The 21,346-nt window shown below is 64.6% G+C and carries 21 protein-coding genes; 9 read left to right on the top strand and 12 right to left on the bottom strand.

What is annotated here, in order from left to right; translation table 11 throughout:
- Window positions 1-33: 33 nt before the first annotated feature.
- From J7024_RS01975 to flhD, 5 genes are all read right to left on the bottom strand, one after another.
- Window positions 34-411, bottom strand: a complete 378-nt coding sequence (locus J7024_RS01975) for a response regulator (protein ID WP_124828791.1) — start codon at window positions 409-411, stop codon at window positions 34-36.
- A 24-nt stretch (window positions 412-435) separates the two neighbouring features.
- Entirely contained in the window at window positions 436-1,455 is a 1,020-nt protein-coding gene (gene motB / locus J7024_RS01970; protein WP_124828792.1) for a flagellar motor protein MotB, read from the bottom strand.
- A gap of 13 nt (window positions 1,456-1,468) precedes the next feature.
- A complete protein-coding gene (motA, locus tag J7024_RS01965) occupies window positions 1,469-2,329 on the bottom strand; it encodes a flagellar motor stator protein MotA (RefSeq protein WP_124828793.1) in 861 nt (286 codons plus the stop codon).
- A 177-nt stretch (window positions 2,330-2,506) separates the two neighbouring features.
- A complete protein-coding gene (gene flhC / locus J7024_RS01960; protein ID WP_057930165.1) occupies window positions 2,507-3,061 on the bottom strand; it encodes a flagellar transcriptional regulator FlhC in 555 nt (184 codons plus the stop codon).
- Between the two features lie 95 nt (window positions 3,062-3,156).
- On the bottom strand, window positions 3,157-3,477 hold the full coding sequence (flhD, locus tag J7024_RS01955) for a flagellar transcriptional regulator FlhD (RefSeq protein ID WP_098550089.1): 321 nt from the start codon (window positions 3,475-3,477) through the stop codon (window positions 3,157-3,159).
- A 665-nt stretch (window positions 3,478-4,142) separates the two neighbouring features.
- Here flhD and J7024_RS01950 point away from each other — a divergent pair.
- Window positions 4,143-5,207 (top strand): glycosyltransferase family 4 protein, encoded by a 1,065-nt coding sequence (locus J7024_RS01950; protein ID WP_234744762.1) that lies wholly within the window; start codon window positions 4,143-4,145, stop codon window positions 5,205-5,207.
- A gap of 101 nt (window positions 5,208-5,308) precedes the next feature.
- Here J7024_RS01950 and J7024_RS01945 read toward each other — a convergent pair whose 3' ends face one another.
- On the bottom strand, window positions 5,309-5,605 hold the full coding sequence (locus tag J7024_RS01945; RefSeq protein WP_124828854.1) for an H-NS histone family protein: 297 nt from the start codon (window positions 5,603-5,605) through the stop codon (window positions 5,309-5,311).
- A 299-nt stretch (window positions 5,606-5,904) separates the two neighbouring features.
- Here J7024_RS01945 and aqpZ point away from each other — a divergent pair, with 299 nt between their 5' ends.
- Window positions 5,905-6,648: an aquaporin Z gene (gene aqpZ / locus J7024_RS01940; protein WP_175770507.1), complete on the top strand. Its 744-nt coding sequence runs from the start codon at window positions 5,905-5,907 to the stop codon at window positions 6,646-6,648.
- Window positions 6,649-6,753: 105 nt separating this feature from the next.
- On the opposite strand, the gene J7024_RS01935 is transcribed toward aqpZ, so the two are convergent.
- Both J7024_RS01935 and J7024_RS01930 read right to left on the bottom strand, forming a co-directional pair.
- Window positions 6,754-7,587 (bottom strand): Cof-type HAD-IIB family hydrolase, encoded by an 834-nt coding sequence (locus J7024_RS01935; RefSeq protein ID WP_124828797.1) that lies wholly within the window; start codon window positions 7,585-7,587, stop codon window positions 6,754-6,756.
- Window positions 7,588-7,732: 145 nt separating this feature from the next.
- Window positions 7,733-8,614, bottom strand: a complete 882-nt coding sequence (locus J7024_RS01930; RefSeq protein ID WP_124828798.1) for a BadF/BadG/BcrA/BcrD ATPase family protein — start codon at window positions 8,612-8,614, stop codon at window positions 7,733-7,735.
- A 140-nt stretch (window positions 8,615-8,754) separates the two neighbouring features.
- Between J7024_RS01930 and J7024_RS01925 the strand changes: the two genes are divergently transcribed.
- On the top strand, window positions 8,755-9,357 hold the full coding sequence (locus J7024_RS01925) for a DNA-3-methyladenine glycosylase I (protein ID WP_124828799.1): 603 nt from the start codon (window positions 8,755-8,757) through the stop codon (window positions 9,355-9,357).
- A 13-nt stretch (window positions 9,358-9,370) separates the two neighbouring features.
- Here J7024_RS01925 and J7024_RS01920 read toward each other — a convergent pair whose 3' ends face one another.
- A complete protein-coding gene (locus J7024_RS01920; protein WP_233409936.1) occupies window positions 9,371-10,684 on the bottom strand; it encodes a PepSY-associated TM helix domain-containing protein in 1,314 nt (437 codons plus the stop codon).
- 228 nt (window positions 10,685-10,912) lie between these two features.
- Here J7024_RS01920 and J7024_RS01915 point away from each other — a divergent pair, with 228 nt between their 5' ends.
- Entirely contained in the window at window positions 10,913-13,036 is a 2,124-nt protein-coding gene (locus J7024_RS01915) for a TonB-dependent siderophore receptor (RefSeq protein ID WP_124828800.1), read from the top strand.
- A 121-nt stretch (window positions 13,037-13,157) separates the two neighbouring features.
- Here the strand turns inward: J7024_RS01915 and rpsU are convergent, their stop codons facing one another.
- Together rpsU and J7024_RS01905 are read right to left on the bottom strand one after the other, a co-directional pair.
- Entirely contained in the window at window positions 13,158-13,370 is a 213-nt protein-coding gene (gene rpsU, locus J7024_RS01910) for a 30S ribosomal protein S21 (RefSeq protein ID WP_006401410.1), read from the bottom strand.
- 235 nt (window positions 13,371-13,605) lie between these two features.
- A complete protein-coding gene (locus tag J7024_RS01905; RefSeq protein WP_124828801.1) occupies window positions 13,606-13,890 on the bottom strand; it encodes a hypothetical protein in 285 nt (94 codons plus the stop codon).
- Here J7024_RS01905 and J7024_RS01900 point away from each other — a divergent pair.
- From J7024_RS01900 to J7024_RS01890, 3 genes are all read left to right on the top strand, one after another.
- Entirely contained in the window at window positions 13,889-15,430 is a 1,542-nt protein-coding gene (locus tag J7024_RS01900; protein ID WP_234744761.1) for a flagellin N-terminal helical domain-containing protein, read from the top strand. The two genes, J7024_RS01905 and J7024_RS01900, sit on opposite strands and share 2 nt — an antisense overlap.
- 170 nt (window positions 15,431-15,600) lie before the next feature.
- On the top strand, window positions 15,601-17,103 hold the full coding sequence (gene fliD, locus J7024_RS01895) for a flagellar filament capping protein FliD (RefSeq protein WP_124828803.1): 1,503 nt from the start codon (window positions 15,601-15,603) through the stop codon (window positions 17,101-17,103).
- A 22-nt stretch (window positions 17,104-17,125) separates the two neighbouring features.
- Window positions 17,126-17,425: a flagellar protein FliT gene (locus J7024_RS01890; RefSeq protein ID WP_175751696.1), complete on the top strand. Its 300-nt coding sequence runs from the start codon at window positions 17,126-17,128 to the stop codon at window positions 17,423-17,425.
- Window positions 17,426-17,573: 148 nt separating this feature from the next.
- Here the strand turns inward: J7024_RS01890 and J7024_RS01885 are convergent, their stop codons facing one another.
- Entirely contained in the window at window positions 17,574-19,163 is a 1,590-nt protein-coding gene (locus tag J7024_RS01885) for a TIGR04222 domain-containing membrane protein (RefSeq protein ID WP_234744760.1), read from the bottom strand.
- 522 nt (window positions 19,164-19,685) lie between these two features.
- Between J7024_RS01885 and J7024_RS01880 the strand changes: the two genes are divergently transcribed.
- Window positions 19,686-20,966, top strand: coding sequence for a hypothetical protein (locus J7024_RS01880; RefSeq protein WP_234744759.1), 1,281 nt, complete (start codon window positions 19,686-19,688; stop codon window positions 20,964-20,966).
- 54 nt (window positions 20,967-21,020) lie between these two features.
- Entirely contained in the window at window positions 21,021-21,194 is a 174-nt protein-coding gene (locus J7024_RS01875; protein WP_234744758.1) for a hypothetical protein, read from the top strand.
- The last annotated feature ends 152 nt before the right edge of the window (window positions 21,195-21,346 follow it).

Here is a 21,346-nt window from a genome sequence, read left to right as displayed (position 1 = left end):
GCCCGGTCACCGGTTGGGTTCGTCGCATTCATGTCAGGAAGCCGCCGGCTCGGAGAGCGTCGCGACCAGATCGACCAGCACGGCCGGGTCGATCGGCTTTTCGATCCAGCCCGTCGCGCCCGCGTCCCGCGCGGCGTTCTTGAAGGCATCGCTGCCCTCGGTTGTCAGCACGAGGATCGGCGTGTCCGCATACGCGGTGAGCTTGCGCAGCGCGGTGATCACTTCGAGCCCGTTCTTGCGCGGCATGTTCTGGTCGGTCAGCACCAGGTCGTACGCAACGGTGGCGGCCATGTCGAAGCCGGCTTCGCCGTCCGGCGCCACCGTCACGTCGTAGCCCGCCTGCGCAAGCGTCGCCTGCAGCAGCGCACGCATGGTCGCGGAGTCGTCGATGGCGAGAATGGTTCGGATCATGTCTGTCTCGGAATCTGGGAAACGTCAGGGTTTCGGCGCCACGGCGGCGGCGCTCGCGAGCGCCGGTCGCGCCGCCGCCGACGGGCCGCCGAGCTGCTGCGCCAGCAGCTTCGAGCCCGCCGCGTCGGCCGACAGCGTCGTGGTCGTCTGGTCGTCGCGCATCAGCGCGTCTTCGGATTTGCGGTTCAGCACGATCACGCTGATCCGGCGGTTTTCCGGATCGAGCGGATCGGCCTTGTTCAGGTTCTGCGTCGATGCGAGGCCGAGCACGCGCATCACCTTCGCCTCGTCCATGCCGCCCGCGATCAGCTCGCGGCGCGACGCGTTCGCACGGTCGGCGGACAACTCCCAGTTGCTGTAGCCGCCTTCGCCGCCCGCGTACGGCACGGCGTCGGTGTGGCCCTGGACGATGATCCGGTTCGGCACATCGTTCAGGGTCTTGCCGATCTCGCGCAGGATGTCGCGCATGTACGGCTCGACGTGGTCGCTCGACATCGCGAACATCGGCCGCTTCTGCGTATCGACGATCTCGATGCGCAAGCCCATCAGCGTCGAATCGATGCGGATCTGCTGCTTGAACTGGCGCAGCGTCGGGTTCGCCTCGATCGCGGCCATCAGCTTGATCTGCAGGTCGTGCAGGCGCGCCTGCTCGAGCCGCTCGAGCGCACCCTGCGCCTGCGCGTGCGACTGCTCGTCGATCGGCTTCGCGACGCGCTCCGCAAGCGGCGTCGTGCCGTCCGTGCGGCGCAGCGTGCCCGCATCGAGGCTCGACAGGTCGCGCCCCCCGCCGTTGATGATGCTCGCTTCCTGCGAGCTGCGATCGCCGCTGCCGAACAACGCGGCCTTCAGCGGCGTGTTGAAATAGTCGGCGATTCCCTTCAGCTGCACCGGCGTGACCGAGCCCAGCAGCCACATCAGCAGGAAGAACGCCATCATCGCGGTCATGAAATCCGCATACGCGAGCTTCCACGCGCCACCGTGGTGGCCCTTCTTCTGCGGCGCCACCCTCTTCACGACGATCGCGCGATCCGTGTTCTTGCTCATCGGGCGCTCCGTGTCACTTCGCCTTCACGCGGCGCACGTGCTCTTCGAGCTCGGCAAACGACGGACGCTCGGTCGAGAACAGCACCTTGCGGCCGAACTCGACCGCGATCGCCGGCGCATAGCCGTTCAGGCTCGCGAGGATCGTCACCTTGATGCACTGGAACATCTTGGTCGATTCGGCGACGCGCTGCTCCGCGAGGCTCGCGAGCGGCCCGATCAGCCCGTACGACAGCAGGATCCCGAGGAACGTGCCGACCAGCGCCTGCGCGATCATCGCGCCGAGCACCGCCGGCGGCTTGTCGGCCGACGCCATCGTGTGCACGACACCCATCACGGCCGCGACGATCCCGAACGCCGGCATCGCGTCGCCGACGCGCATCAGCGCGTGCGCGGGCGCTTCGCCTTCCGTGTGGTGCGTCTCGATCTCCTCGTCCATCAGGCTCTCGATCTCGAACGCATTCATGTTGCCCCCCACCATCAGGCGCAGGTAGTCGGTCAGGAATTCGACGATGTGGCGATCGGCGAGGATCTTCGGGTATTGCGTGAAGATCGGGCTCTTGTCCGGATCGTCGATGTCGGCCTCGAGCGTCAGCGTGCCTTCCTTGCGCGCCTTCGCGAGCACGACGTACAACAGCGCCATCAGCTCCATATAGACGTCCTTCGTGTACTTCGAGCTCTTGAAAAGCGTCGGGAGCACGCGCAGCGTCGCCTTGATGGTCTTCATGCCGTTGCCGAGGACGAACGCGCCGACGCCCGCGCCCACGATCATCAGGATCTCGAGCGGCTGGACCAGCGCGCCCAGATGCCCGCCTGCCAGCGCATAACCGCCGAAGACGGACAACAGCGTCACGAGTGTTCCCACGATAATCAGCACTGCCTGTCCCTCACGAAAGACCGGCGGGGAGACCGCCGTTAAACAGGTTTACGGCAGTCGTCGGGAAAACTTTGGCGGTCGTGGGACGGCGGCGCGGCGGTGTTTACCAGCAATCCCGGGCGGTTCGCGCGGCGCGCGGGAGCCGCCCGGCTCCGCCCGCCCCGCGCCCGGCGGCGCTCAGGCGGCCGCGGCGGCCAGCTCCGCGCGTGCGGCTGCGGCCTTGCGGGTCTTGCCCGCGCGCGACGGCGGCTGGCACAGGCCGCAGACGAAACCTTGATGCGGATCATGTGCATGCGCGACAAAGTGACCGCCGCAGCGCGTGCACGGGGTCGTCTGCAGCATCCCGGAGTCGAAGAAACGCACGAGCGTCCACGCGCGCGTGAGGCTCAGCGCAGCCTCGTCGCCGGACAGGTTCACGTGCTCCAGATATAGCCGGTACGCCTTCACGATCGACTGGATCGGCTCGCAGCGACCGTGGTCCTGCATGAACCGGTAGATGTTGTAGAACAGCGACGAGTGGATGTTCGGCTGCCACGTCATGAACCAGTCGGTCGAGAACGGCAGCATCCCCTTGGGTGGCGACACGCCCTTCAGTTCCTTGTACAGCTTGATCAGGCGGTCGCGCGACAGGCTCGTCTCCGCCTCCAGCAGTTGCAGCCGGGCGCCCAGTTCGATCAGTTCGATGGCGAGGGTGATTTCCTTCACCTCGATCACGACGCTTTTGCTTGCCATGGTGAATAACCGTCCGCTTGACGTTGTTCGGATGAGTGGCCAATACGCTGCCCGCCGGCGCGCTGCGCCGGGACGAACCGCAAGGCGGGGAAGGATCAGCGGATGCTTTCGACCGGCTGGCCGGCCATCAGGATGGCCGAATGCGCGTGCGCGACCACATCGCTGCGCCCTTTGTCGGCGAGCGAGGACAGCAACGCGTGATCGTCGAAGCGGAAACGGCACAGCATCTGGTTCGACGCGGCGAGCTTCACGGTCTGGGCGAGCGTGAGGTTCGCGAGCACGTCGGCCAGTTCCTGCGAGATTCCCATGCGGAACATGCCCATCGCTTTGTCTTCCCGCAGCAGGCGCTGCGCGAGGAGGAGGTACGACAGGTTGACCTCTTTGATCTCACTGAGCATTTCGCTGGTAGCGCTCATGATTCCCCCGTTAAAAACTTTGCTTTGGCCTTTCGTGTTATGAAAACGTTTGCTCGATCAGGGCGCCCTCGGCGCCGGGTCGGCACGTTTATAGTCTTACAGGGCGAATTTTGGCCAAACGGCATTTACGCCGGTATCAGCGAAGTGGCGTATGCCATGCAGGATTTGTCTGTAAACCGTGTAGGAATTTTTCCGACAAGGCGAATTGAAAGGAAGAAAGCGGAGGGGCATGCGGGGCGCGGATTCGGCCGAATGGGTTTCGGCGTCGGGCGAATTCGGCAAAAGACCGTCCGGCAAGGCTGCCGGCGAGCGAATCGGTAAAAATTATAGTGCTTTTTCACGATAGCGCAACAATAGTTGCGGCCATCCCGCTTCGTGTTTCTGCGCCCTTTTTATCGGGGTTTTCGCGTATTTCATCGTGTAACAAGCCTTAAGTGTTTGAAAAAACACTCGAACCCCGGAAGGCGGTATCGATAATGGACTCCAATAGGCGGCGGCGTCAGCCGCGCCGGCCCGCCCCGCAGCTTGCCGCCCGGCGTCCCGCGCACCGCGCCACGGACCCGGCCACGTACCGCAGAAAGCATGCGTCGGCGAGTTCCGCAACCCTTTCATCGGACCAGCATACGCATTCGAGCGCTCATGCTGGTCGACACTGGAGAACGCCCATGCGTATTGCCCAGATCGCGCCGCTTTACGAAGCTGTCCCGCCGAAACTCTATGGCGGCACCGAGCGTGTCGTGTCCTACCTCACCGAGGCGCTCGTCGAGCTTGGCCACGACGTGACGCTGTTCGCCAGCGGCGACTCCGTCACGTCCGCCCGTCTCGAGGCGGCGTGGCCGCGCGCACTGCGGCTCGACCCGTCGATTCGCGATTCGATGGCGCCCCATATGCGGCTCATCGAGCAGGTCGCTCGCGTCGCGCACGAATTCGACGTGCTGCACTTCCACCTCGACTACCTGCCGTTCGCGCTGATGTCGCGTCTCGATACGCCATACGTGACGACGCTGCACGGCCGGCTCGACCTGCCGGAACTGCAGCCGGTGTTCGACGCGTTCCCGGAATCGCCGGTCGTGTCGATCTCGAACTCGCAGCGCAAGCCGCTGCCGCAGGCCGCGTGGGCCGGCACCGTGTATCACGGGCTGCCCGACACGCTGCTCACGCCGCAGCCCGACGTGAAACCCGAATATCTGGCCTTCCTCGGCCGGATCTGTCCCGAAAAGCGTGTCGACACCGCGATCAGGATCGCCGCACAAAGCGGGCTGCCGCTGAAGATTGCCGCGAAGGTCGACAAGGCCGACGCCGACTACTTCAAGGAAGTGATCGAGCCGCTGCTCGGCGAAGCGCACGTGGAATTCATCGGCGAGATCAATGAGGCGCAGAAACCCGCGTTCCTGTCGGGTGCGAAGGCGCTGCTGTTCCCGATCGACTGGCCGGAGCCGTTCGGCCTGGTGATGATCGAGGCGATGGCCTGCGGCACGCCGGTCGTGGCGTTCAACCGCGGCTCGGTGCCGGAGGTGATCGAGGATGGCCTGACCGGCTTCATCGTCGAGGACGTGCAGGGCGCAGTGGGTGCGCTGCACCGGATCGACAGCCTGTCGCGCGACGCGATTCGTGCGCGTTTCGACACGCGCTTCAGTGCTAAAGCGATGGCGCGACGTTATGTCGAAACTTACGAATCGCTTTGCACGGCGGCAAAACAGCCGACCTTGCGCCGGGTCGCGAGCGCCTGACGCCGAAATTCATCCGGAAATATTCTGTAAAATTCGCGCCGAAATTCGGCGTTTAAAACCAAAGAGCCGCATCCTCGATGCGGCTCTTTCTTTTTTACCGGTCATTCGATCAGGAAACGATCGCGGTTTTTTCCGACGATCCAATTCGGCGGCTTGCCGCGGCCACTCCAGGTCGCACCCGACTTCGGATCCTGATATTTCGGCGGCAACGGTGCCTTTTTCGGCGGGCGACCGCGCCGCGCTCGTTCCGCGAAGCCCAGGTCCTGGGCCGTGAGGCCATATTCGGCAATCATTCGCTGGACGTCGGCAATCACCGCCGCCACTTCCTGACGCCGCACATCTTCCGCCTGTGCCTGCAGATCCGCGATCTGCGCCTTGAGTTTCGCGTATTGAGACATTTTTCGACTCCCCTTTTCCATGATGCGGTTCCGGCGAGTCCGGCCGGAACATCGACACCCGTTACGTCATCTGCACTGACGCGCTGCCCTTCGAAATTAATACCATCATCTTTAACCAATTCAACTATATCGAGAATGCGGACTTATTCTAATAAGAGCCATTCGTCAGTCATTCAAATTTAACAATCGTTGACCCTCGCCGAGCCGATTCATTTCCTATAATCCAGACCAATTCCGGGCGACGGGATTATTCAGCGCGTCGTCCGATTGTCATCAATCCACTTGAACGAGGTCCTTACATGAATCTTTCTCAGCGTCTGGCTGCAGAGGTATTCGGCACGTTCTGGCTGGTGCTCGGCGGGTGCGGAAGCGCCGTGCTGGCTGCCGCCTTTCCGGGCCTCGGTATCGGTTTTGCCGGTGTCGCCCTTGCATTCGGCCTGACCGTGCTGACGATGGCATTCGCGATCGGCCATATTTCGGGTTGCCATTTGAATCCCGCCGTGAGCGTCGGCCTGACGGTCGCCGGCCGCTTCCCGGCACGCGATCTCGCACCGTACATCGTCGCGCAAGTCGTCGGCGCCACGATCGGCGCGTTCGTCCTGTATCTGATTGCTTCCGGCAAGCCGGGCTTCGACGTCGTCGGCAGCGGTTTTGCGACGAACGGCTTCGGCGATCGCTCGCCCGGCAACTACTCGCTCGGCGCGGCGTTCATCTGCGAAGTCGTGATGACGGGCTTCTTCCTGTTCGTGATTCTCGGTGCGACCGACAAGCGCGGTGTGCCGGCCGGTTTCGCGCCGATCGCGATCGGGCTGTGCCTGACGCTGATCCACCTGATCTCGATTCCGGTCACCAACACGTCGGTGAACCCGGCCCGCTCGACCGGCCCGGCGCTGTTCGTCGGCGGCGATGCGATCGGCCAGCTCTGGCTGTTCTGGGTCGCGCCGCTGATCGGCGCGGTGCTCGCCGGGATCATTTACCCGCTGGTCGCCGGGCGCGACGATACCGTCGACCTGTTGCCCGCATCCGCTCGCACAAGCGAATAAAACACTACGGGGTCACGCGAGCAGAGCAGCGAGCCTCACGCTGTCCAACAATATCGAGGCAGGTCATTTCGACGGGCGCCATGGGCGCCCGTTTTTCATTTCCGTTCAGGAAGCGGCGACGCCGCCGAGGGTGTCCTCGAGCGAGAACAGCGTGCGCAGGTGCCGGGCGACGCCCGCGTCGAAGTTGTTGCCGATGCGCGGGATGTGCGGCAGGTGGGCGATCAGATCGGGATTCGCGTTGTTCATCATGAACGCGTGACCGGCGGTTTCGAGCAGATCGATGTCGTTCATGTTATCGCCGAACGCGATGCAGTGGCCGGCGTCGACGCCGAGCCGCTCGAGCACCGCGCGCAGCGCACGGCCCTTCGACACGTTCGCGGTCATCACTTCGAGGCAGTCGGGCAGCGAGTACGTAACGTACAGCGCATCGCCGAACTGCACGCGCATCTGCTCGGCGACTACCGCCAGATCGGCCGGCTCGCCGATATACAGTACCTTCGCGATATCGGCGCCGTCGTGCGCGGCCATGTCGATCACGTCGTACTGAAAACCCGAATCCTGGTGGAATTCGAGCAGGTGCGGCGCGTCGCGATCGATCAGCCAGCCGCGGTCGGTGAACAGGTTGACGATCACGCGCCCGTGCGCGCCGACCACGCCCGGCTGCACGAGGCCGCGGACGATCGCCGGATCGATGTCCTGCGCATGGATCGCCGTGTCGTCCGGCGCATGCACGCGCGCGCCGTTCGACGTGATCAGGTACGGCCGAATGCCCAGCACGTCGCGGATGCCGGCGACGTCCGCGTAATGGCGCCCCGTCGCGATCACGAACTGCAGGCCGTCGCGGTCGAGCCGGCGAACGGTCTCGATCGTGTACGGATCGAGCTGGTGGTCGCTGTTCAGCAGGGTGCCGTCGAGATCGGTGGCGATGACTTTGTACATGGCGGGCGGGCTAAAAGGCGCGCAGGATTCTGCGGAACCGTCATTTTAACGTCGCGCCCGGAGGCGCGTCGGGCGGTTGGGGAATGGGGACGGTGTGCCGGGATTCACCCTTCACCCTTCACCGGCAAGGCTGGCGTTTTTTCGTTCAGCCCGCTTCGGCTTCTTTCAACGCCCGCAGCGCGAGCCGCAATGCACCGTGTGCGGAGTCCGCGATCGGTGCGCACAGCCGGGCGGCATAGCGCGCCGGTACCGCCGGCGCGAGCGCGTCGGCCAGCCCGCCGCACAGCGCGACCGGCAGCGCCTGATGCGGATCGAGGGCATCGATCATCTTGCCGATCTCGTCGCCGGCCTGTGCGATCAGCGCGGCAGCAAAAGGATGTGTGCGGTGTGCAAGCACGATCGGCGCAAGGCTCGCGTAGATCGTCTGACTCGCATCGCACGACCACTGGACGAGTGCGTCGCGGTCGTGCGCGCCCGTCTCCGCGAGCAGCGCGTCGGCGAACGCGTCGCGCGGCACGCGACCGTCGAGCGCCTGCTGCGCGTACGCGAGCGCGCGCATGCCGAGCCATGCGCCGCTCGCCTCGTCGCCGGACGGAAAGCCGAAGCCGCCCGAGATGCGGCAGGTGCCCGTTGCATCGAGCGACGCCGCGATGCTGCCCGTGCCGAGCGCGACGATGAGCCCCGGCGCGCCGCCGTGCGCGCCGACGACGGTCGTATAGGCGTCGCTCTCGATCGCGAGCGCGCCGAGCGGCGCCTGCGCGCGGAACGCGGCGAGCCACGCGGCATTGTTGACGCCCGCGAGCCCGCAGCCGAGCGCGCACTGCGACCAGTCGAACGCGAATCCCGCGCGCCCGAACGCGTCGGCACAGGCCGCGCCGATCGATGCCCACGCGCGCTCGATGCCGAGACCAAGGCCCGACGGACCGCCACGCCCCTGCGCGAGCTCTTTCCCGTGCCGATCGGCCAGTACCACGCGGGTGCCCGTGCCGCCGCCGTCGACCCCGATCGCAAAAAGTAATGCCGTCATGCCTTGACCCCGCTGATTCGAACAGGCGCCAAGCTTAACCGGATCGGCACCGCGCGCCCATCTGCCGTTCGCCAGCTATCCCGTGCAGGGGGCTTCCGCTATGCTGACGCGATCGAATCGACACTGGAACGAGGCTGACGATGTCGCAGCGGTGCAATTGGGTGAAGACGGAAGCGGATGCTCACTATCACGATACCGAGTGGGGCGTGCCGTCGCATGACGACCGCCATCTGTTCGAAATGCTGATTCTGGAGGGTGCGCAGGCGGGGTTGTCATGGTCGACGATCCTGAACAAGCGAGCCGGCTATCGCGAAGCATTCGCGGACTTCGACGTCGACGCGGTCGCACGCTTCACGCCGAAGCGCATCGAGAAACTGCTCGAGAATCCCGGTATCGTGCGCAACCGCGCGAAAGTCGAATCCACGGTGACCAATGCGCGGGCCGTGCAGCGCATTCGCGACGAGCACGGGTCGCTCGCGCAATTCCTGTGGTCGTTCGTCGACCATACGCCGATCCAGAACGCGTGGGAATCGTATCGCGACGCCCCCGCGTCGACCGTCGAGTCCGATGCGCTCAGCAAGGCGCTGAAGGCGTACGGCTGCAAGTTCGTCGGCTCGACGATCTGCTATGCGCTGATGCAGGCTACCGGGATGGTCAATGACCACGAGGTCGGCTGCCCGTGCCACGCGCAATGCGCGGCGCTCGGCGGCAAGCAGTCGGCACGGCGCCGCAACGCGGGCTGAAAGCGGCGAGGCCTTATCGGCCCGCCGGATCGGCGACCCGCCGGGCATCGGCAGTCGCCCGCGCCCCGTCGCGACCGGGCCTGTCGCCGGGCGCGTCACGCGTGACGACGTCGGCGCGGCTGCCCGCACGCACGCTGCGCGCCGCCCGCCCCCGTGCGCTGCGCTTCTTCACCCAGATACAGATACCCGTCACGCTGAGCATCGCGATGACGATGCCGAGCACACTCACCGCAATACGGCCCGCCACGCCGGCTATCCGCCCCGAGTGCAGCGGAAACTGCGCCTGCATGAACAGGTCGCCGGCCGAGCCGCGACCCGGCACCTGTGCGGCAACGGGCTTGCCGGTCACCGCATCCCAGTAGAGCCACGCGTTGCCGAGCCCGACGTCGCCGTGATCGTTGCCGGGCGTAAAGAACCCGACCGCGTAAACATTCATCGCCGGCGCGAACAGCAGCGCGCCAGGCGGTGCGGCGATCCCGGCTTCGCGTCCGGCCGAGCGCGCGAGTTCGACGATCCGCTCACGCGGCAGCACCTGACTGCCCAGCGGGGCCGGCGGAAAATGCTCGGGATTCGTGTACGGCGTCTCGGCAAGCGGTGAAACCAGCGACACGAGCGGACGCACGACCGGGACGGCGAGATTCATCGAGATCGATGTGACCGCAACGACCAGCAGCAGCCCCCACACCCAGACGCCACCCGAGCGGTGCAGGTCGAACACGAGCGGATAACCGCCGCGCCGCACGCGAAACGCGAACGACTTGCGCCAGCTCTTCGGGCTCGGAAACGCAAGCACCAGCGCGATCAGGCTGTCGAGCGCCCAGACGATGCCGACCATGCCCATCACCCAGAACCCGAAGTTGATCCCGCCATACATGGGCAGAAACAGCGAATAGTGCAGCCGGTAGATGAACGGCATCAGATCGAGCCGCGCGAGCGACAGCGCGCCCCATTCGCGGCGCGCCTGCACGGCGCCCGTCGCGGGATCGACCGCGATCTGGTTGAAGTCGAGCACGGGCAACCGGCCGGTCTTCGAATCGGCGCGCGGCATCACGCCCGCCTGCAGCGTGTGTCCCGGCTCGGTCGCCAGCGGCAGGTAGGTCACCTGGACGCGCGGATCGGCAGCTTCGATGCGCGCCGCGAGCGCGAGCGGCGTCAGCGGTGCGACATCGCTGCGCGCGACGTAGAAATCCGGGTTCAGCGCGGCGTCGAGTTCGTGATCCCAGGCGATCAGCGCACCGGTGAGGCCCGCGACGAACAGGAGCAGCGCGATCGCCAGGCCGAACCAGCGGTGCAGGCGAACGAGGAACGGTCGCAGGAGCGCATTCATCGCGCGCTCCGCGAAAGAAAGGCGGGCCGGCGCGAACGGCGGCTCCGAATCGACGTGATGCAGGTCATTGGCTGTAAGGCGCCGCGACAACCGTCCCGCCGTGACGATGCGTGGCCGGAAGTCCTTGCGTGCGGTATGGAATTGTTGCGCGTGACGCGAGTTTTGATACGATGCGCGACATTTTAACGCAACGCGAATGATTCTTAATCGCATTTTTATTAACTTCCCATGACCGCCTGCCTCGCCTGCCCTCCCGTTCGCCCGCGCCGCATGGCGGCCGTCCTCGCCTGCTTCGCCGCGTCGCTCGCGCACGCGGACGATTCGCCCGGAGATGCCGCGCTGCTGCCGGCCCTCAACATCACGGCCGCACACGATTCGCCTCAGCACCTGACCGACGAGCTGTCGGCCGGCGCGCTGGGCGCGCGCCGCCAGCTCGACACGCCGTTCTCGACGACCATCGTGACGTCCGAAGAACTCGAGGCACGTCAGCCGTACAAGCTCGGCGACGTGTTCGCGAACGATGCGGCCGTGTCCGACAACAGCGGTGCATACAGCGCGTGGGCCAACTACGTGACCGTGCGCGGGATGCAGCTCGACTGGCAGAACGGCTACAAGATCGACGGGCTGCCGTTCATCTCGTACGGCGTCACGATGCCGTACGAGCAACTCGAGCGCGTCGAACTGCTGAAAGGGCTCGGCGGCTTCCTCTATGGCTTCGTGACGCCTGGCGGCGTCGTCAACTACGTGACGAAGCAGCCCACCGCCGAACCCGTGCGCAGCATCGATGTCGGCTATCGCAGCACCGCCGTATGGACCGAGCACGTCGATCTCGGCCAGCGCTTCGGGCCGGACAACATGTTCGGCGCACGGCTGAACGCAACGCACGAGGAAGGCAAGACGTACAACGACGGCAACATTCGCCGCGACAGCGTGTCGCTCGCGCTGCAGGCGAACCTCACGCGCGACCTGTCGGTAACGTTCGGCGCGCTGTATCAGGAGCGCCGCGCGTCGGGCCAAACGCCGTCGATCTTCGTCGGCGGCTATCCGGGCGGCGCGCTGCCCGCGACGATCAGCGGCGGCACGCCGAATCTCGGCGGCAAGGACCAGTACCTGAACACGAACCTGCAGCTCTACACGGCCGGGCTGCAGTACCAGCTTGCGCCCGACTGGCAGCTCGACGTCGCGTACAGCTACAGCCGGTCGACGCGTGACCGCAACGAAAGCACGCTGTCCCTGGAGAATGCGGCCGGCGACTACTCGGACAGCCGTTATGCCGGGCTGGAGGACAACCGCTTCAGCCAGTGGCGCGCGATGGTCGAGGGCAAGGTACGCACCGGCCCGTTCAGCCATCAGATCGTGCTCGGCGCGTCATGGCAGAAACAGACGAACGACTATTCGGCAAACAGCGTGTACGTGCCGCTCGGCACGGGCAATCTCTACTCGCCGAACCCGTACCGCTACGAGAGCCCGCACGGCTTCGTCCAGTACCGCACGAGCGAGATCACGCAAAAATCGCTGTTCGCGAGCGACACCGTGCAACTCACCGAGCGCTGGTCGGTACTCGCCGGCGTGCGCTACATGAACTACGAGCAGCGCTCGTTCGAGTCGAGCGGTGCCGAGGATCCCGGCTACAGCCAGAACGGCGTCATGACGCCCACCTTCGCGGTGATGGTCAAGCTCGCGCCGACCACTACCGCATACGCGAGCTACGCCGAATCGCTCGAGCCCGGCAGCCGCGTGAACGACGTTTACGCCAACGCCGGCCAGACTCTCAAGCCGCTGCGCAGCAAGCAGTACGAACTGGGGATCAAGAGCGAGCATGCGCGCTGGAGCGCGACGGCCGCGCTGTTCCGCGTCGAGCGCAGCGCCGAATATGCGAACGCCGCGAACGTGTACGTGCAGGATGGAGAATCGGTGATCCAGGGGATCGAATTCGGCGCGCGCGCGAAACTCGGCGCGCGCTGGCACGCCGGCGTCGACGCGATGCTGCTCGACGCGTGGTATGCGAACGGGATCGGCAACAACGGCAACCGCGTCGCGGGCGCACCGCGCTTCGTGCTCGCGGGCGACCTCGGATATGCAGTGCCGGGCGTTCCGGGCCTGACGCTCGGCATCGACGCGAAATTCACCGGCGCGACGCCGCTACGCGCGGCGGGCGGGCTCGACGCGCCCGGCTTCCTCGTCGTCAACGCAGGCGCGCGCTACCTGACGCGCATCGGCCGCCACGACGTGACGCTGCGCGCATCGATCGACAACGCGTTGAACCGCCGCTACTGGGAATACCAGTACGCCGATTATGTGAAGCCGGGCGATCCGCGCACGGTGAGCCTGAACGCGAAAATCGACTTCTGAGCGAGGCGACCGGCGGCCCGGACCGCCGGTCGAAACCGCCAAACCGGCGCCAAAAAGCAAAACGGCGGAGCGGCTTCTTTCGAAGCACACTCCGCCGTTTCGCGGCGAACCGGAGACGCTCTTAGTGGAGCTTCTTCGGCAGCATCTGGCTGCGCAGGCGCTTGTGCAGGCGCTTGACGGCTGCTGCCTTCTTGCGCTTGCGGACTGCGGTCGGCTTTTCGTAGGACTGGCGTTCGCGCAGTTCAGCGATCAGGCCATTTTTTTCGATAGCACGGCGAAAGCGGCGAATCGCCACTTCGAACGGCTCGTTTTCTTTCAGAAGAATCGTCGTCATGTCGTTCCTAAATTGCTTAAACGGTCAAAAACGTAGCGGCCAAGCGCCACGCACCGGCCATCCGGGCGTTCCCACAACAGGCGAAACGAGCGGAAATACGGCCTCGGAGGCCGGAAATGAGAGGCGGAAAGCACCGCGAGTACGCTTCACAAGCCGCGTGCAGCGCCGCGTTTGACTGCCAGCAGGAATGCCGTAACGGCATAGGCGTGACAGAAAATCTCAATTCAGCCCGCCATCATAGCAGAGAATCACAGACAAAACCATCCTTTTGTCGATTGCACGTGCGCATCCGCGCCACATCGTAGCCGAGCCATTCCGCCCCCGTTTTTATCCGGCGCCGTGTCGGGTCCGGTCGAAATGACAAAGAACGACAAAAAATCGGGCCGAATGACAACGGTGCCCTCAAGTTTTGTTTTGGGCCGCCGAAATCCTGCTCTGAGGCGGCCAGCAATGAACGAGTGCTTCCGCCGATGCCAAAACGGCTTTCCAGGGCTTTCGGCTTAAACAGGAGAATTTCCATGCTCGGAATCAATAGCAACATCAACTCGCTGGTTGCACAGCAGAACCTCAACGGCTCGCAAAACGCCCTGTCGCAGGCAATCACCCGCCTGTCCTCGGGCAAGCGCATCAACAGCGCGGCCGACGACGCGGCAGGCCTCGCAATCGCGACCCGCATGCAAACGCAGATCAACGGCCTGAACCAGGGCGTGTCGAACGCGAACGACGGCGTGTCGATGATCCAGACCGCATCGAGCGGCCTGTCGCAGATCACGTCGAGCCTGCAGCGTATCCGCCAGCTGGCGGTGCAATCCTCGAGCGGCTCGCTGTCGCAAAGCGACCAGCAGGCACTGCAGACCGAAGTCGCACAGCAGATCTCGGAAGTGAACCGTATCGCTTCGCAGACGAACTACAACGGCAAGAACCTGCTCGACGGTTCGGCCGGCAACATCAGCTTCCAGGTCGGCGCGAACGTTGGCCAGACGATCAACCTGAACCTGTCGCAAAGCCTGTCGGCTGCGTCGCTCGGCAGCGGCGTCGCGACCCAAGGCTCGACGCTGGGATCGTACACCGGCATCGCTCTGAACAGCGACGGCACCGCTTATACCGGCTCGGGCACGGCAGCGATCACCCAGATCAACGTGATCGCCGACGGCAACGGTGGCTTCCAGTTCACGGATCAAAACAATCAGGCACTGAAGAGCGGCGCCGTCTCGAACCTGTTCGGCGCGAGCACGACCGGCAATGCGACTACGCCGGCACCGCTGACGCTGTCGCCGCAAGGTGCCCTCGCAGCAACGTCGAACACGCAGTCTCAGGCTGCAAGCCTTGCAGGCGCGACGCAGAACATTGCTGCACTGAGCGCAACGAGCAAGGCAACCGCGACGGCGGATCTCGCGACGAGCGGCACGAAGCTCGGCGAACTGACCGGCCTGAGCCTGAACGCAGACGGCACGGCCTACACCGGCAGCGGCACGCCGGCCATCACGTCGCTGCAAATCTACGCGGACGGCAACGGCGGCTTCCTGATCGGCTCGAATGGCGCGGACATCTCGCAAGAGGCCACGCCTGCCCAGGCCGGCGACGCGACCGGCATTGGTTCGCTGTTCACGGAATCCGCCAACGCCGGCTTCGGTGACACGCTGGGACTCGCTAACGCGCTGACTGGCGGCACCGCCTATGCCGTTCCGTCGAACCTGGCAAGCGTCACCGGCACCACCGCCTCGATCAACGCAGCGAACAAGCCGGGCACGGTCGCAAGCATCGACATCAGCTCGACCGCAGGCGCAAACCTCGCGATGGAGTCGATCGACAACGCGCTGGCAGCCGTCAACAACCTGCAGGCAAACCTCGGCGCCGCGCAAAACCGCTTCACCGCGATCAGCACGACGCAGCAAACGCAGTCGACCAACCTGTCGCAAGCCCAATCGCAAATCCAGGACGCGAACTTCGCGCAGGAAACCGCGAACCTGAGCAAGGCACAGGTGCTGCAGCAGGCCGGTATCTCGGTGCTCGCGCAAGCGAACTCGCTGCCGCAGCAGGTCCTGAAGCTCCTGCAGTAATATCGCTTTCCGCTGTCACGCCCGGGGCCTCGCGCAAAGCAACGCGCGGCGCCCCGGGCGCTTTGGCCTGTACGGGCCGGAATCAACCGAATCGCAACACCGCAGGCCTTCTCGCACTACGCGTTCGATAACCACATACGCATCGCTCATCCGGGGCACGGAGCCATCATATGTCCACCGTCAACACCAGTACGTCCAGCGCCAGCGCGGACAGCGCGCTTCAGCAAGCCGCGCAGTCGATCATCAGCGGCTCGACCGGCAACACGACGATGGACGTCAACTCCCTCGTGACGGCGCTCGTGAACGCGAAAACGGCAGGCCAGACATCCGCGCTGACCACGCAGCAAACCTCCGACAACACCCAGATTTCCGCGTACGGCACGCTGTCGGCCGCATTGAGCGCGCTGCAGGCCGGCCTCGCGACGCTCACCAACGGCACGCTGCAGAGCACCTTCACCGCGACGCCAAGCGGCAACGGCCTCACCGCGACGGCCGGCCAGGGCGCGGTCGCCGGCACCTACACCGTGAACGTGAGCCGGGTCGCATCCGCGCAGGCACTGTCGTCGGTCGGCTTCACCGACCCGACCAAGGGCCTCGGCAGCGGCACGCTGGCCCTGTCGCTCGGCAACCAGTCGTTTTCCGTCAACATCGACAGCTCGAACAACACGGTGGCCGGCATCGCGGCGGCGATCAACGGCGCATCGGGCAACCCCGGCATCACCGCCACGGTCGTCACCGGCACCGACGGCGCCCACCTGGTGCTGAGTTCGGCGTCGACCGGCGCGGCCAACACGATCAGCGTCGCAGTCAGCAATCTGAGCGGGGACGCCGGACTGTCGAATCTCGGCGTCACGTCCGCCCCCGGCCAGAACGGCGGTCCGTCGACCTACACGTCCGCCAACACCAATGCCGCATGGTCACAGAGCACGCCCGGGCAGGATGCCGCATTCTCGATCAACGGCATCGGCGCAACGAGCGCGACCAACACGGTCAATACCGCGATCGCCGGCGTCACGCTGAACCTGACGTCCGCCGCGGTCGGCGACGCGCAGGCGCAGACCCTGACGATCGCGCCCGACACGAAGTCACAAGCCACGGCGATCAACAATTTCGTGAGCCTGTACAACACCCTCGTCACGACGATGGGCACGCTCACCCAGTTCACGTCCGGCGCGACTACGCAGGGCCCGCTACTCGGCGACTCGACGTTGAACACGATCAAGAACACGCTCGCATCGCTCGTCACGACCGGCGTGAAGAGCGGCAACTCGACGCTGACGCTGTCGTCGATCGGCATCACGCTGCAGGCCGACGGCACGCTGCAGGCCGACAGCACCAAGCTCAATACCGCGCTGCAGAACAACGCGGCGGGCGTCGCCGCACTGTTCAACTCGACAAACGGCATCGGCGCGCAAATGTCGACGGCCATCACCCAATTCACCCAGACGGGCGGCCTGATCGACGTGCGGACCTCCGCGCTCAACGCCGACCTGAAGAGCATCGCGCAACAGCAGTCGAATCTGGCGGACTACACGACTCAGCTGACGAACCAGTACCAGGCGCAATTCACCGCGCTGAACACGCTGATGGCGACGATGAACAACAATTCGCAATACCTGACGCAGTTGTTCGGCGGCACGAACAGCGCCGGCGCATTGTCGAACAACAAGTAAGCAGCGCGTACGAGGCGGACAAATGGAACAGCACGAACTGATCGGGCGGCTGAACGCGCTCACCGACGCCATCGAACACGCAGCGTCGATGGCCGACTGGGCGGAAGCCGCGCGTCTCGCGGAAGTCCGCTCGCCGCTGCTCATGGCGATGACGGCGAACCAGCCGCCGGAAGGTCTCGCCGCGATGCGCCGCATTCAGGCCAGCAACGAGCGCATTTTTGCCGAAGCCCATCTCGCGCAGCGCGAACTCGCCGACGAATATCACGCGGCCATGGGACGTGTGCAGGCCGTCAGCGAATATCACCACATGGCGCGCCTGTAACGGCGCCCGCGAAGCCGTATCCACGGACAACAAGCACTACACGCCGAAGTGAGGGCGTGCTCGTTCGACTCATGCCCGCGTTCGCGCGGGCATTTTTTTGTCCGTCGATCCAGTACACGCCGATGGCACGGCACAACGCGAAGCGCGTTCAACTACTCGACGAACACCCGCCGCAACTGCTCGAACTGCACGAGCTCGAGCTGCATGAACTCGACGACGAGCAACTCGACCCGAAGTCGCTCGAGCCGCTGCCGACCGACGCCCCGGTCGATCCGCCCATGCGCGCCGCCGCGACCATCATCGGCGGCGGCTCCATCAACGCGCTCGCATGCATCGCCCACGCGGTGCCGGCCAGCGCGCCCGCACCGAACAGCGCGGTGGCCCACAGCAGGTCGTCCGGCGTATTGCGCTCGTCCCGGCGATCATTCCGGTGCGCGGCGAGCGTCGCCTGCCCGCCGACCGACAAGCCGCCGCGCCCGAAACCCGTCATGCGCCGCGCGATAACGCGATAGGCGATCGCGAACACAGCCATGCTGATGCCGAGCAGCAAAACCGGTCGCCCGCGACTGAGCCCGACCGCGAGTTTCGCGATGCCCGTGCCCAGCACGACCAGCACGATCGCGCGCGCAGCCAGCCGCGCCGTGCGCATCTCGCCAGGTGCCCACGACCAGCCGCGCCGGCGCATCGCGTCCGCATACTCGCCCACGCGGCGCGCCAGCAACTGACGAAACGCGCCGAAGCTCGCCTCGCCGCCCGGTTGCGCGGCCAGCCATTCGCACTCGTCCGCATATCCACCGGCGCGGGCCGGATCGCCGATCTGTACACGCGCGCCCAGCCGTCCGGCCATCCGCAGGTCGATCGCGCCTGTCTGGATCAGCGACAGCGTCATGACCTGCACGACCCGCGACGCGTCACCCGCGATATAGGCGAGTTGCTCGGCAGTCAGGTCCGGCATCGCTTCGCGCGTGAATACGCCCCTGCGCCGGCAACGGTATTCGATCTGCTGCAGGCCGACGATCAACAGCAGCGCGACGATGCAGGCCGGTATATAGAACGCGAGAAACCGCGGCCCCGTGTAGTTCAGCACATCGAAGTCCTGCGCCGATGCAGCGGTCGCGGCGACGCTTGCGACAGCCGCAGGCCACAGCAGCTTCGACAGCCGGTTGCGCCAGCTTCTGCGCGCCACGGGCACGGGTGCCGCCGCAGCCTCGCGCTCGTCCGGCGCGCCTGCGGCCGGCCTGCTGCCCGCAGGCACTGGTTCGGCCTCGACGCGCGAACGCGCGGGGCGAGGCCAGATCGATTCGGGCGGCTCGCAGCCGAACAGCCGACGATAGCTGTCGAGCGTGTCGCGATAGCGCTGCTCGTACACGACAGCCTCGTCCGGCGCGCCGGTGCCGGGCATATGATGCAGCCGCGCCTGCAACACGCCGGCACAGAACACGTCCCAGTATTCGACCGTGTATTGCAGGTGGAAATGCCACGCGGCATCCACCGCGACCGACGGCGTGACGGGATGCCCGGCCGCCTGAGCAAGGAACGCGAAGCGCTTGTATTCGTCGATCACGGCGAACGCGTGCGCATGCGTCCAGCCTTCCGCGTCGGCAAGGCGCCGGCTGTACGGCAGCGCGGCATTCCGGTCATCGGGGGAATAGGCTTGCAGGCGCGCGAGCAGCGCCTGCTGCGCGTCGGTCGGCACGCAGGCGTCGCCGGCGGTCGGAGAGGACGGAATGGCTGCCATCGGAAGTCGGCGCGATGCGCGGACGGCCGCCGCGATCGACGCTTGAGTTGTCGTTGCGGGGGATTCTCGCATAACGGCGCGGCGGGGCAGTCATGCAGGAAACGGCCGGCTGCCGCCGATACGCCATTGCATCGACGTGACTGCGCCGCGCCGGGAAGCCATGCGGACTCGACCGATTACGCAACGCTGTACTGCGGGCACTTCAGGAAACGATTCGGGTAATACGACGCCTGGAATCAGGCAATTTGGCGCGCCCGGCTGGGATCGAACCAGCAACCCCTGCCTTCGGAGCTTTGCCGACGCGAAGCACTTTCTTTTAAATCAAAGCCTTACGCAACTCGCAAACTGCAAAACCAAGGCTACACGAGGTCAATCAAGGCCAATCCAGCTCGTCCAAGCTGCAATTTAGCTGCACTCGCCTAACCGCGCCCGTGGTCGAGCAGGCAGCGAATTGAATATTCACCAGGCACAGGGGCGAGCCAGTAGACTATCCCGACAAACAACAAGCAAACGGGGATCGCAATGACCTGTGAAGTTGCCGTTCTGAATCGCCTCGCTGTCGCTCTCGCAGCGGACAGCGCAGTAACGTTCACATCGCTCGCTGGCGGCGCACAACAACATACTTTTGCGACGGGGGCCAACAAGATTTTCCAGCTCGCAAAAGCTGCTCCAGTCGGAGTCATGCTGTACAACGCGGCTGATCTGCAAGATGTTCCGTGGGAATTGGTAATCAAATCGTTTCGTAGCGAAGTCGGCAACCCGCGCGACACGCTTTCGGACTACGCGACGTCGTTAGTGAACTATATTCGCGATCACACCGCTCTATTCCCACCGGCTCATCGCGAGAAGCATTTCCGCCAGTTAGCAGCTGGTGGTTTCTTGAGACTGCTCGACAAAGCTCTCACGGTGTACCCCGCCCTGACACAAAGCGGGCCGCCTGATGTGCTGCAGGCAGCGATGCGTACGTTCATGGAGACCGAAGTCGCATTGAACGCAGCAACGGCGCTCGGAACCCATTTCACCGAAGCTGATGTGGTCGGTGCGAAAACAGCTCAGCGGGCGTGGTTGGCCCACGAAATTGCGGATTATCTCGGCGCGCCTGGCTTACATCACCATCTAGCGACTATCGTCGACGCCGACGCCTTTGCCGATGTCGTCATCGAATCGCTGTATCGCTTCTACCATTGGCACTTTGACGGCCAATACTCTGGGATTGTTGTGGCAGGGTATGGCGAAAAAGAGTATTTACCCTCATACATCGAAACAAGGTATTACGGATTTCTCTTAGATAAGCTTATTGCAGACGAATATTCTTCCAAGTCGATCGACCACAACATCGACGCGCATATCGATGCGTTCGCGAAGAAATCGATGGTGCAGACCTTCATGTCCGGCTTTGCGCCGGAAGTCTTCAACACCGTCACCAACCTCTTTACGACACATGCGATAGGTTTGATGGCCGGGCTGAATCTCGACCCGGCCGTGGCGGCCGACATGCCTCAGCGCATTGAGCAGGCAAAGCACGACTTCTCGCAGGCCTGGACCTGGCAAACGTGGAATTCGCACCGTGCGCCCCTCAATTCCGTTATTTCGGGGCTCCCGCCCAGCGAAATGGCCGAGTTGGCAGAGACTTTGGTCGTGCTAGAATCGTTGAAGGAAAAGGTGACCCAACGCACGCAGTCGGTTGGCGGTCCAGTCGACGTCGCCGTAATCACGCGCTCGGAGGGGCTTGTTTGGATCAAGCGAAAACATTACTTCCGCGCGGACCTGAATCCGCGATATTTTGCACGACAATCTAACTGACGCACGAGTGAGCCCACCATGACCGAACCTAGGTTTGTCACATCCGAAGAGTTCATGGAATTGCTGCGCCACGAACAAGTTAGCCCCTTCATCAGTCCCACAATGCCTGCGCCCGAGGCTGAATCGGTCGAGGCGAACGATGAAGCCTATGCCGCGCTTCGACGGGAATTTGACGCTGACCTTTACGGTCGAGTCAGCCTGAAACGCATTGCGAATCTGTCTCGATAATACCCATCGGGACCTACAAAATGGCCGCGATTCCGCGGCCATTTTTGCATCCGCACTCGGCGCCGGCAATCTTCCCAAGCCGAGCACGCCCCTCCGCCCCTATCCGGCCATTGGGCCACCGATGAGCATTGCTATTTCTAACAACCGAGGCG

The organism is Burkholderia sp. WTPI3 (assembly GCF_021483755.1).
Taxonomy (GTDB): Bacteria; Pseudomonadota; Gammaproteobacteria; order Burkholderiales; family Burkholderiaceae; genus Burkholderia.
Note: the sequence above shows the minus strand (reverse complement) of the source record. Positions and strands in the feature narration are given on the sequence as shown.